8 protein-coding genes and 2 rRNA genes are annotated in these 12,467 nt (G+C 57.0%); 7 read left to right on the top strand and 3 right to left on the bottom strand.

Annotated elements, in window-relative coordinates; translation table 11 throughout:
• Positions 1–240: 240 nt before the first annotated feature.
• From NDJ82_RS18755 to NDJ82_RS18740, 4 genes are read left to right on the top strand one after another with little or no spacing between them, the layout of a single operon-like run.
• Positions 241–999, top strand: coding sequence for a DUF3050 domain-containing protein (locus NDJ82_RS18755; RefSeq protein ID WP_250926057.1), 759 nt, complete (start codon positions 241–243; stop codon positions 997–999).
• Positions 996–1,943, top strand: a complete 948-nt coding sequence (locus NDJ82_RS18750; protein ID WP_250926056.1) for a diiron oxygenase — start codon at positions 996–998, stop codon at positions 1,941–1,943. Before NDJ82_RS18755 ends, NDJ82_RS18750 begins: the two co-directional genes overlap by 4 nt.
• On the top strand, positions 1,940–5,317 hold the full coding sequence (locus NDJ82_RS18745) for an amino acid adenylation domain-containing protein (RefSeq protein ID WP_250926055.1): 3,378 nt from the start codon (positions 1,940–1,942) through the stop codon (positions 5,315–5,317). Before NDJ82_RS18750 ends, NDJ82_RS18745 begins: the two co-directional genes overlap by 4 nt.
• Before the next feature lie 19 nt (positions 5,318–5,336).
• Positions 5,337–5,801: an SRPBCC family protein gene (locus NDJ82_RS18740; protein ID WP_250926054.1), complete on the top strand. Its 465-nt coding sequence runs from the start codon at positions 5,337–5,339 to the stop codon at positions 5,799–5,801.
• Between the two features lie 37 nt (positions 5,802–5,838).
• Here the strand turns inward: NDJ82_RS18740 and NDJ82_RS18735 are convergent, their stop codons facing one another.
• On the bottom strand, positions 5,839–7,719 hold the full coding sequence (locus tag NDJ82_RS18735; protein ID WP_099584297.1) for a methyl-accepting chemotaxis protein: 1,881 nt from the start codon (positions 7,717–7,719) through the stop codon (positions 5,839–5,841).
• A 280-nt stretch (positions 7,720–7,999) separates the two neighbouring features.
• Here NDJ82_RS18735 and NDJ82_RS18730 point away from each other — a divergent pair, with 280 nt between their 5' ends.
• The 3 genes from NDJ82_RS18730 (at position 8,000) to NDJ82_RS18720 (ending at position 12,079) form a co-directional block, all read left to right on the top strand.
• Positions 8,000–8,524 carry a sigma-70 family RNA polymerase sigma factor gene (locus tag NDJ82_RS18730; RefSeq protein WP_250926053.1) on the top strand — a complete coding sequence of 175 codons (525 nt, stop codon included), beginning with the start codon at positions 8,000–8,002 and terminating at the stop codon, positions 8,522–8,524.
• On the top strand, positions 8,508–9,491 hold the full coding sequence (locus NDJ82_RS18725; RefSeq protein WP_284738635.1) for a FecR domain-containing protein: 984 nt from the start codon (positions 8,508–8,510) through the stop codon (positions 9,489–9,491). The genes NDJ82_RS18730 and NDJ82_RS18725 overlap by 17 nt, the downstream gene beginning before the upstream one ends.
• A 92-nt stretch (positions 9,492–9,583) precedes the next feature.
• Positions 9,584–12,079 (top strand): TonB-dependent siderophore receptor, encoded by a 2,496-nt coding sequence (locus NDJ82_RS18720; protein ID WP_158878579.1) that lies wholly within the window; start codon positions 9,584–9,586, stop codon positions 12,077–12,079.
• An 83-nt stretch (positions 12,080–12,162) separates the two neighbouring features.
• Here NDJ82_RS18720 and rrf (NDJ82_RS18715) read toward each other — a convergent pair.
• Both rrf (NDJ82_RS18715) and rrf (NDJ82_RS27730) read right to left on the bottom strand, forming a co-directional pair.
• A 5S ribosomal RNA gene (gene rrf, locus NDJ82_RS18715) occupies positions 12,163–12,278 on the bottom strand.
• A gap of 108 nt (positions 12,279–12,386) precedes the next feature.
• Positions 12,387–12,467 (bottom strand): 5S ribosomal RNA (gene rrf / locus NDJ82_RS27730); the annotation flags it as partial.

The raw sequence follows: 12,467 nt of genomic DNA, 5'->3' as shown, positions 1-12,467 counted from the left end.
AATAACGCAACTAACTGACGGCACATATTATTTAGAAAAACTTCTAACATATTTGTATGCTCGCCAAATTGTTTAACCCGCCTATCATCTTTTATTACTAAACCAGGCCACTCACTCAGCGCCTCACGCGCGCGGGCGGCTTTCCTGGCCATGCCTGGTTTACATCTACTTATCTTTTTGCCAATCACAAAAGCCCATCGCTGTTTCTACAGCAGACGCAATAATTTATAGGCATCAACCATGCATCAACCGTTACTGGAACAAAAAAAACTGCAGCTATACAGCCATCTGTTATTTGCGGAAATAACTTCACTTAGCAAGTTACGACACTTTATGGAAGGCCATGTTTTCGCTGTTTGGGACTTCATGACACTCACCAAACGCCTGCAACAGGACCTGACCTGCACTCACTTGCCCTGGCTGCCACCCTGCGACCCGCAAGCTGCACGCCTGATCAATGAAATAGTGCTGAGCGAAGAGTCAGACACGCATCCCCGTGGAGGCCATTGCAGCCACTTCGAGCTGTACCTGGAAGCCATGGCCGAGGTCGGCGCCAGCACCTCTGCAATCAACCGTTTCGTTGCGCTCCTGCGTCAAGGCGCGACGGCAGATATGGCCTTGCACGAGGTTGCGCCGCCTGCCGGGGTGGCCCGTTTTGTCAGGGCAACGTTATGCGTCGCGGTAAACGCGCCCACGCACTGTGTGGCGGCTGCGTTTCTGTACGGCCGCGAGCGTGTCATCCCCGCGATGTTCGAGCGCATCCTGCAAGCGGATGCGTCGATCCTGCATCAGGCGCCTACCTTGTGCGGCTATCTCAAGCGCCACATCGAACTGGATACACAGGATCATGGCCCGGCGGCGGAGCAACTGCTCGAACGTCTGCTCAGTGCAGATCCAGCGTATGCACAACAAGCCGGAAATACAGCCCTCGCCGCCATGCAAAGTCGCATCGACTTATGGGACGAGTTGCGGGTCTCGTTGCAAGGGGTACGCCCATGAACACTGCCAATTACCCCGCCATTGCCGAAGATTGGGAGCGCCGCGCAACCGTTCGCACACGCCCTCGCCGCCTGCTGGAAAACGATGACAAGTTGATCTACCCCCTGTGCCGCCAGCCATTGGTACTCAGCACAGCCTTTGTTCAACATTGCCCGCAGTGGCGCGACTTCGTGCTGGTGCAAAGCTTTTACAAATTCATCAATGACGTGGTCATCTTCGAGGCTGAAATCGTCGATAAAACTGCCCGCAGCATAGCCAAGAATCGCTTCTCGCTGCCCTTCCCCCTCGCCTGCCGCGTTGACGCGATGACCGTTGTGGTGGACGAGGACTATCACGCGCTGGTTGCACTGGATTTTCTGCAACAGACGGTGGCCATGACGGGCATACAACCGCTGGACCTGCCCGGGCAAATCGAGTTGAGCCGCGCGCTGCCGGCGGCACAAGCCCTGGCACCCGCTCACCTGAGCGATGCGGTGGAGTTGATTGGCGTGGCCATCGCCGAAAACACCGTCACCCAGGATGTAGCAGCGTTTTCCAAGGACAACAGTGTCAAAGCGTCGGTTCGCGGCTTGATGGCCGACCACTTGTTTGACGAAGGTCGCCACGCGCAATTCTGGACGCGGCTGGTGCGCATTTATTGGCAGGCCGCGAGTGCCGATGACCGCGACAGCATCGCTCAAGTGCTGCCGACGTTCCTGGCGCATTACCTGACCAACGACCTGCAGAAGAACTTCGACCTGCATCTGGTTGATCATCTGGACATCAATGACAAAGTACGCAATGCACTGCGCGATGAGGTCATGGCACTGGCGTTCCCCATCAGCCGCCATCACCCATTGATGGGCAATATCATGACCTTCCTTCAGCACAGCGGTTTATTGCAGACACCCAGTGTTGCGCAGGCGTTGAACGACTACCTGCCAGCGTCCGGGAGGCCCACATGAGGCGACTGAACATTGGCTGGAGCGGCGCCAGCAGCGCTTTGAACGATATCCGGCAAGTGCTTGAGCAATACGGGCATATCTCAAGCGACGACGCCCTCGACCTGTTGATTGACGATGGCAGCCAACCACCGCCGATCCACGCTGACCAAACCCCACGGATACGCCTGCGCGTGGGCATTGGTCCGGTCGCCGACGGCGGGCTGCCCGAGCTGCAAGTGCGCGCTTATGCGCACGACTGGCGGACAGTTGCCGTACTGCACATCGCCGACGAGCCCAGTGGAAACGGTCACCGGCTGCGCCAGCAGGCGATGAGTGCGCTGGTCGAATGGGTCGTGCTGCACGTCAGTGGCTTCGCCCGCGATCCAGAGTACTTTTCTGCAACCGCAGTTGCCAATGAGTGGCCCGAGCAGGACTTGCGAGCCTTGGAGGCGCTGGCGTTTCTTCATCGATTCAACCGTACGGCAGACCTCACGTTGATGCAGGAAGCGCGGGTGTCGCCAATCGAACAACTGCAGGCCAGCCTGCACACCTTCGCCGAACGCCCGGCGCTGAACATCGCCGGCAGCCAGGTGACCTACCGTCAATTGCATCGCCACGCCCTGGCGATCCAGCAACGATTGCTGCCCTTGCTGGACACCGCAGACGCGCCGCCGGTGGTGGGTGTGTACCTGGAAAAATCCACTGAGCTATACGCCAGTATTCTCGCAGTGCTGGGCTGCGGCGCGGTGTACATGCCGCTCGGCACCGAGCAGCCCGCTCAACGCCATCACGTCATGCTCGAAAGCGCGGGGGCTCGCGTATTGCTGGACGCCGGTCAGCATCCATTGCGGGGGCGTTTTGTGTCAGTGGATGTGCGCAGTGTCGCTCCCCTCGACGCCGACATCACACGCCCGTTGATACGCCAACGCCCGCACCCGAATGCCCCCTGCATCGTGCTTTATACATCGGGCACCACCGGCCGGCCCAAGGGCGTGCTGCTCAGCCAATACAACCTGGCGCACTTCACGGCGTGGTTCAAGCGCTGCATGGGTTTGGACGCGCAGAGCCGCGTCATGCAGTTCTCGCCGTTGAGCTTCGATTCGTCGCTGATCGATATTTTCCCTGCCTTGATAGCCGGTGCCGAGTTGGTCGTCCCAAGCGAAGAGCAACGGCGCGATCCTCACCAACTGCTTGAAATGCTCCACCAGCACTGTGTCACCCACGCCTTTCTGCCGCCCGCCCTGCTCAACATCCTGCCGCCCGACGCCTGGTTGGGGCTAACGCACCTGCTGACGGGAGGCGATGCGTGCGAGCCTCATGTGATCGAGCGACTGGCGGGGCAATGTCAGTTTCACAACCTCTACGGCCCTACAGAGGCGACGGTGTTGGTCACCCATCGGGTGATGCAGGTCGGCGACAGCAACCGCAGCCTTGGCCTGCCCATTGCCAATAGCCAGGTGCTGATCCTTGATGCCGACCTGCAACCGGTGGATGAACAGGTGATGGGCGAGGTGTACATCATCGGCCCTGGGGTAAGCCTGGGATATGTGAACGAACCGCAACAAGCGGCCAGCGCTTTCGTCGAACTGACAGTACCCGGTGGCCGGAACCTGCAGGCCTACCGCAGCGGCGACCTGGCCAAGTGGACCACCGAGGGCATTGTGCTGGGTGGGCGATGCGACGATCAGGTGAAGATCCGTGGCTTTCGGATTGAGCCTCAGGAAATTGAGCAATGCCTGCGCAACAGCCGGTTGTATCGCCAGGTGGCGGTAGTTATCGATGGTGAAAACAGAATCCGATGTTTTGTCGCCCAGCCTGAACCGGGTGCTACGGTGGCAGGCCTGCAGCAATATGTGCGGCTGTGGCTGCCGGATTACATGCAGCCCGACGGTTGGGTCGAGTTGGCGGGTATGCCGTACACCTGCAATGGAAAAGTCGACCGTAAAACCCTGTTGGCGCTACCGTTTGAGCCCCCTTTGCGGCCTTCTCCTTGCACTGCATGCACCCCGTTTCAAACGCGGTTAAGCAGCCTGTGGGGTGAGTTGCTGGCGTTGCCCGTTGATCGGCTGTCCATGGATGACAGCTTCTTCGATCTAGGCGGTCATTCAATGTTGCTGTCGATGCTGATGCTGCGTGTTCGCGAGCAATTCGGCGGTGGTTTCACGCTAGGTCACTTCCTGGAAGTACCGACGATCCGTACCCTCGCAACCCTGCTGGAGAAAGGTGAACGGCCCGATGCTCCCTTTGCTCAGGCGATTCGGGATGCCCAGCGGAAGTGGGTGATCAACACGCTGACACAAGACCGTGCGGGGGATCCCCGCAAAGTGATCGTGACGGGGGCCAACAGTTTCGTCGGCAGCCATATCGTCGAAGCCTTACTGGCCGGCGGTGCAACCCAGGTTGCCTGCCTGGTACGCGAGGAGCCGGGGCATACCGCGATGGCACGGTTTACCGAGGCGTTGCGCGAGTACCGCCTGGCACACCTTGACCTGAGCCGGGTGCACGTCTTCGCGGCCGATATCAGCCAGCCGCAATTGGGCTTGAGCCGTGAGGTGTACGACGCCCTTGCAGAGGATTTCGGCGCACTGGTGCACAACGCGGCACGGGTCAACCACGTACTGGACTACCTCTCACTGGCGAGGGACAACGTCGACCCCATATTCGAATGCCTGCGTTTATGTGAAACACGCAGCAAAAAAGTCTTCAATTTTGTCTCGACACTGTCGGCCTCCAGCAGCATCAATTCGCGGGGACATGTGCTGGAAACGCCTGCGGCGGCCACATTGCCGCTGTACATCAAGAACGGCTACAACCTGTCCAAGTGGGTTGCCGAACGGCAGCTGGGAGGCGCACTCGCCCAAGGTGCCTGGGTGAATATCTATCGTCCCGGGAATATCAGTTTCAACAGCCGCAACGGTGTCTGCCAGCCGCAAAAAAACCGCCTGATGTTGATGCTCAAGGGGTCTCTGCAACTGGGCTTGCTGCCGCATTTGGATTTGAACTTCGATTTGATGCCTGTGGATTTTCTGGCGCGCTTCATGGCGTTCCACTGCGGCCGCTTTGAGGCCGACAGAAACGTGTTCAACCTGCATAACCCACAACCCTTGAGTTGGGAGCGCTACCTGGATGCATTCAGCCAGGCAGGCCACCCCTTCGAACGAGTGAGCATTGCGCAATGGCAGCAGGCGTTACGAACGGTGGGACCGGACAACGCACTGTTTGGCGTACTTGGGTTCTACCTTGATCGCCTGGATGAGGACATCGGCGATACTTCGACGATTCGCCACGACAACGCGCGGCACGGTGTTCAGCAGATGGGGGAGTCCTACCCCGAAAAAGATTCGGTGCTGTTGAGCAAAGGCTGTAACTACCTCAAGGCCATCGGCTTTCTTTGAAACGCCTCAGGACAACCTCATGAAACCGCTGCAACCTGATACGTTAATCCGCAACCCGAACGGCGTGCCGATCGTCGCCTGCGTCGTGGTCGATTGCCCTGCCAGCCACCTCTGGAACGCGGTGGGTCAGTTCGGGGGCTTCGATGCATTCATTCCTGCCCTGACGCATATCGAAATGACCGGCGCCGGTGTGGGCGCGTTGCGCACGAAGTTTTTCCACGATGGCAACCTCGTGGTGGAACAGCTCAATAGCCGGGATGAGCATGCGATGCGCATGACCTGGACCACGATCTACAACACCCTGGGCGTGGCCAGGTTGTGGGCGGCAATCAACGTAGAAGCACTTGGAGAACAGTGCTCCAAGGTAACCTGGACCGTTATTGCCGAGCCCGAAGACAAGGAGCAGGAGGGATTTGAACAGTTTGTGCAGGGGTTCGTCGACAGCGCCCTGGAGAATGTCCGCCGCTTGCTGGCAAAGCGATAGGAGCGAAATCGCTCGCTCCTACCACACACTCGGCAGATCAAATCTTGAAGCTATCGACCAGCTGCTTCAACCGATTGGCTTGTTGCGAGAGCGCATCGCAGTCCTTCAGGGTTTCGTTGAGATTGGTCACGCCCTGTTGGTTCAGCAGGTTGATCTGGTTGATGTCGACGTTGAGGGTTTCCACCACGGCAGTCTGTTCCTCGGTGGCCGCAGCGACGGACTGGTTCATGCCGTCGATCTCGACGATTCGCTGCGTAACGCTGACCAGGCGCTCGCCCGCCTGGTTGGCCACTTGAACGCTTTCTTCACTGGAGGTCTGACTGGCATTCATGGTGGTCACTGCCTCACGCGAACCCACTTGCAGCGAAGTGATCATTTTATGAATTTCTTCAGCCGACTCCTGGGTACGGTGAGCCAGGTTACGCACCTCATCAGCGACCACGGCAAATCCGCGTCCTGCTTCACCGGCACGAGCCGCTTCGATGGCCGCGTTCAATGCCAGCAGGTTGGTTTGCTGGGAAATACCTTTGATCACATCAAGGATGTGGCCGATGTTGTCAGTGCTGGCGTTCAGAGTTTCGATCTGGGTACAGGACAGGCTGATCTTTTGCGACAGCTCCGACATTGCCAGGATGGTTTGCTCAACTACTTTGCGCCCATCGTCGGCCTGCTCGCTGGCACCACTGGCGTGCTGTGAAGCGTCGGCGGCGTTACGTGCGATTTCCTGGGTAGCGGCGCCCAGCTCGTTAATGGCTGCGGCCACGCTGTTGGTGCGTGCGCTCTGCTCGTCAGAGCCGATGATCGAGGCATTGGACGACGCCATCACACGCTGGGACAAGTCATGCACCTGGCGTGTGGCTGAGGACACTTCGGAAATCGAGGCGTGAATACGCTCCACGAACCGGTTGAACGCACTGCCCACTTCTCCGAACTCGTCTTTGCTGGTGACCGCCAGGCGGCGGGTCAGGTCGCCCTCGCCTTGGGCAATGTCCTGCATGGCAATACCCATGGTGGTCAGGGGCCGCAGCAGCACTTGGATCAGCAAGCTCAAGAGCACGGCAATCGCGACGACGGCGATCAGCATGGCAATCAATGCGGACGTACGGAATTTACCCAGCGGTGCGTAGGCTTTGTCTTTATCAATCGACAGACCGATATACCAATCAGCACCAGGCAAGCCACTGATAGGCGTGAACGACAGGATGCGATCCTGGCCTTTGAGGACGACCTCCTGGTTAAGTTTCTCGATGCGCAGGCTGATGCCAGGATAGATATCCTTGAGGTTTTTCATCACTTGGTCTTCGTCAGGGCTGACGATGACTTGGCCGTCACCGCTGACCAGGAACGCATGGCCGATACCGCCGAAATCCACCGAGTTGATGATCTTCACCAGGGTTTGCAGGCTCAGGTCTCCGCCGACCACGCCGAGCAACTCGCCATTCTTTTTCACCGGCATGGCGATCGTTACGATCTGCCCTCCCACTGCGGCCATATAGGGCGGCGTGAGCATGGGTTTATCGGCAGCCACAGCTTGTTTGTACCAAGGACGCTGACGAGGGTCGTAACCGTCAGGCATCTTTGCGTCCGGGCGCTGGGTGAACACCCCGTTAGTTTGGCCAACATAGGTGAACTGGAAGTTCGAAGTGAACGCTGGTTGATCGACCAACCCCGGGAGGTCAGCCCCACTGCCTTGGTGGGCAACGTTTTGCGTCAGGCTTTCGAGCACCAATATTCGACCGCTGAGCCAGTTCTGCACGCTGCTGGCGGTGAGCTCACCAGACTGCTGAATAGACGACTCCAGGTTCTGCTTGATGGTGCTGCGCTGCAGATAGTCGTTGTAAAGGGTAAATAACGCGAAGGCCAGAACCACAACGCCTGACGCGGCCAACAAAATTTTATGACTGAATTTGAGATTCATTTCATCGACTTCTTTTTGCCAAAGGGGGGTGAGCGGGCCGAATGGAGCATTCCATGTAACGGTGTCGGCAGCTTCTCAGGCCGCTCTATTTCGGTGCACACATGGCTTATCAGGCTTTCGGCCACGTCGAAGCAAAACTTAGGGGTTTGTGGGAAAGATCTTCTTTTTAAGTAGGAAACCGACCAGTGGTTGTCGTACAAGGACCAGAGTTGCAAATTTTTTCCGCCTATCAAACAATGCGACTAATTATCATTTGTGACGTCTGGCCGAGCTCGTTTACATGCCGCCCTCTGAGTACATCTCGCGTGAAGAAAACGTTGTGCAGGCGCTTTACTGCACCCACCACAACTGGCTGAACACTTGGCTGCGCAGCCGCCTGGGTAATGCAGCCGATGCTGCAGACCTGGCTCAAGACACCTTCGTACGCCTATTGCAGAGAACCGAGCGTTTTGAACTCAAGGCGCCACGGGCATTTTTGCGCACAATTGCCCGAGGTTTGGTCATTGATCACTGGCGCCGCGAGGAGATCGAACGGGCCTATCTCGAATCAATCGCCCATCTGCCCGAAGCGTTGGCGCCGAGTGCTGAGGCGCGAGTATCGGTGCTGGAGTTGCTGGAGGAGATCGCCCGGCTTTTGGAAGGCTTGAAACCCAAGGTGCGTAAGGCATTTCTGATGGCCCAGTGTGATGGGCTAACGTACAAGCTTATCGCGCAGCAGATGGGTATCTCACTGAGGTCAGTTGAGCGTTATGTCGCCGAGGCGCTTTATCACTGCTACGTCCTGCGTTATGGCACCCATGGATAACTCCACACGCTGCGGCCCAGATCCTAGGGTGGTCAAGCAGGCTATCAGTTGGATGCTGCGCTTGCGTAACAACAGCGCCAACACTCAGTTGCTCGTGCAATGTGAGCACTGGCGCGAAGCTCATCATGATCATGAACTGGCTTGGCAACGGGTTCAGGCGCTGCAGCAGGAGCTGAATAGCCAGCTGACCGCGATCCCCGAGACGCACAGGGCACTGGAAAACAGTGCTCAGGGCCTTGGGCGGCGGCAGGCGCTGAAGCTATTGTCCGGAGCACTGTTGGTGGGTTCGGCGGTATGGGTAAGCCGGGATCTGAGCGGTTGGCAGCGCTGGACTTCTGACTTCGCAACAGCCACCGGCGAGCGCCGCAGCATGCAACTGCCCGAGGGCACTCGCCTGCAACTCAACACAGACAGTGCGGTAGACCTGGATTTCAAAGCGCTGCAGCATCTGATCACATTGGTGCGTGGGGAATTCCTGGTGACCTGCGGCGCTGCTTTGTCTGCCCCCTTGTTGGTTCAAACGCGCCATGGCTTGCTCGAAGGCATCGAAGGGCGCTTTACCGTTCGCCAGGACAACGACTGCACACGCTTGAATGTGGTCAGCGGTAATGTAGTGATTCACTCACCTCACAGACCTGATGGACTTTCGACGCGCGTTCGCGCGGGAGAGAGTTACCTCCTGCGTCAGACCGAAGCCATGCTTGTTCCTCCACCGGATATGGACGTTGCTGCGTGGGCGGATGGGCTGATTGTGACTCGAAATATGCGACTCGCCGATTTCCTTTCAGAAGTTGGGCGTTATCGCCCTGGCCATTTGGGCTGCTCGATGGATATTGCAGATTTACGGCTATCGGGTGTGTTCCGTCTGGAGGACACCGATAAGTTGCTGGCGATACTTGCGCGCACACTGCCGGTACACGTGCGCTATCGCACGCCTTGGTGGGTGAGCCTGGAGCGGAGGGTCTGATTTTTTACTTTTTTTGGCGGCTTTTTCCCCAGAGTCCGGCTTAGTCAGTAAGCCAATCAATCTGCCCTTACCGGCCTCTACGGATCTTGATCATGCCTGTGTGTTTTCACCGCAATACTTGCGACTCTTCCTACCCCCTATTGGGTCAAGCCATACGCGCAGCATTGCTATCTACGGCGCTGGGTATCAGTACGGTGCCGATCACTGTCTTGGCCGCAGAAGGCAGCGCAGAGCTGGTTAATCAACACTACGAGATACCTGCAGGACCGCTGAGCGAGGTGCTCAATGAGTTCTCTCGACGGGCTGGCATTACTCTGTCCAGCACGCCTGCACAAACTCAGGGCCGGCAGTCGGTGGGGCTAAAAGGTGACTACTCTGCCGAGCAGGGTTTTACTCGTCTGCTAGAAGGCACAGGGTTGCAGGCTGTATCCGGAGACGGTGTCAGCTTTGTCTTGCAGGTGCTGCCGGAAAGCAACGCGCTGACTCTACCGACCACCGACATCAAGGGTTTCGCCTTGGGCAATGCCCTTGGGAGCATGGAAGGCTACAACGCGACTCACAGCCAGATCGCTACCAAGACTAGCACCGCCCTACTGGAGACCTCGCAATCGGTTTCGGTAGTGACGCGTGAGCAAATGGATGACCAAGGCTCCCAGACCGTTTCCCAAGCCATGCGTTACACACCTGGCGTGCTGACCAACCCTTATGGCGCAACGCATCGGTATGACTACGTGGCGATGCGCGGTTTCAATGATGGCTCGGTGGATAACATTTACCTTGATGGTTTGAAGTCCATGGGGGACAGCGGCACCTATAGCACGATGCAAGTTGATCCGTATTTCCTGGAGCGCGTGGACATTCTCAAGGGGCCTTCCTCGGTACTGTATGGGCGCAGCTCGCCCGGCGGCCTAGTGGCACTGACCAGCAAGAAGCCGCTGTTCGAGCCTTATCACCAGGTTCAAGCGACAGTGGGAAGCAACGGGCAACGGGGGATGGGATTTGACTTCAGCGGCCCAGTGGATGAAGACAAGCGCATCGCCTATCGACTGACAGGGCTGGCGGATAAATCCGACACCCAATTCGACTACGCCAAGGAGAAGCGCTACGCATTGGCGCCAACTCTGAGCATCGACTTTACCGACGATACTTCACTGACGTTACAGGCCTATCTTCAGCATGATCCTGATGGCGGCTATCACAGCGGGATGCCAGCGGATGGCACACTGCATCAGCGCAATGGGCAGCGAATCTCCAACCACTTCTTTGAAGGTGAGCCCGGAGTTGACGGCTACAAGCGAGACCAGCAGTCGTTCGGCTATCAGTTTGAGCATCGCTTCGATGATGTGTTAACCGCACGACAGAACTTTCGCTACCTGGATTCCAAGGTGCAATTGGATCAGGTGTACGCCTATGGCTGGACCACTCCGACCAGTAATGAGCTGAATCGCTATTACTCGGGCGGTGATGAGAAGCTGCATGCATTCATCATCGACAACATGTTGCAGGCTGAATTTTTTACTGGGGCGACCAAGCACACCACGCTGGTGGGTGCGGACTATCAACGGCGTAAAACAGTGGTGGATTGGACGAGTGGATCGCTTGAGCCAATCAATGCGTTTAACCCCACCTACGGCAACTCCGCTATCAGCTATTACAGCCCTACCAGCTATCTACGACGGTTAGAGCAGACTGGGGTTTATCTGCAAGACCTGATCGAAATGGATAAATGGCGGTTTTCATTGGGGTTGCGTCAGGACTGGGTACAGACCTCTGACGAAAACCGCGTTGCAGAGACGAATCGGCCAGCGGGTACTGAGATCAGTGATAAGCGCACTAAACTTACTGGACGCGCAGGTGCGTTGTACCTGTTTGATAGTGGCCTGGCACCCTATGTCAGCTACTCCGAGTCGTTCAATCCCAACTCCTATTCCGACAGTGCAGGCACTCCGCTGGCACCTACCGATGGGACACAGTGGGAAGTGGGGTTGAAGTATCAGCCGCCAGGCACCGAAAACTTGTTCACGGCATCGTGGTTTCGCATCGATCAGGAAAATCTGGCAACCAAGCTACCGCAGGAAAACTTCTATCGTGGTGTCGGCGCTGTGCGCTCGCAGGGGCTGGAATTGGAGGCGCACATGCAGCTAACCGATAACCTCAAGCTCTTGGGCAGCTATACCTTTACCGATATCGAGTACTCCAAGTCGATGGTGAGTACCTTGAGCACTGCTGACAATCTGATTGAGAACAAGGGTAACTCGCCGACGCAGGCACCTCGTCATATGGCGTCGATCTGGGCTGACTATAAGTTTGAGATTGGCGCACTGGATGGGTTGAGGCTTGGAGGTGGCGTGCGGTATGTAGGTTATAGCTGGGCAGATGCGGAGAATACGATGAAGGTGCCTTCCTATACGCTGTACGACGCGTCGGTAGGATATGACTTAGGTAAGGTCGGTTTGAAGGGCGTGGATGTGCGGCTTAATGCGAACAATTTGACCAATGAAACTTATGTAGCGTCCTGTGCCAGTCTGAACTTCTGCTATCTAGGAGAGAAACGTAACTTGAGCGCGACCGTCAGTTACCAGTTCTGATCCGTTAGTGGGGTCCACACCCACCAGCGGCTCTAAACGACAAAACCCCTGTCTGTTTAACAGACAGGGGTTTCGGAATTTAATCTTGACGATGACCTACTCTCGCATGGGGAAACCCCACACTACCATCGGCGATGCATCGTTTCACTGCTGAGTTCGGGATGGGATCAGGTGGTTCCAATGCTCTATGGTCGTCAAGAAATTCTGTGTATCGGACCGTTGCGTTAGCATCGCTCCGATGAAATTCATGAGTTTCTACATAAAACAAAACCCCATCTGCTTTCGCAAATGGGGTTCTGGAATTTAATCTTGACGATGACCTACTCTCACATGGGGAAACCCCACACTACCATCGGCGATGCATCGTTTCACTACTGAGTTCGGGATG

It is taken from the genome of Pseudomonas sp. SR18, from assembly GCF_023701505.1.
Lineage (GTDB): Bacteria > Pseudomonadota > Gammaproteobacteria > Pseudomonadales > Pseudomonadaceae > Aquipseudomonas > Aquipseudomonas cyclaminis.
The sequence above is the reverse complement of the archived record's forward strand: the minus strand, read 5'-3'. Positions and strand labels throughout refer to the sequence as shown.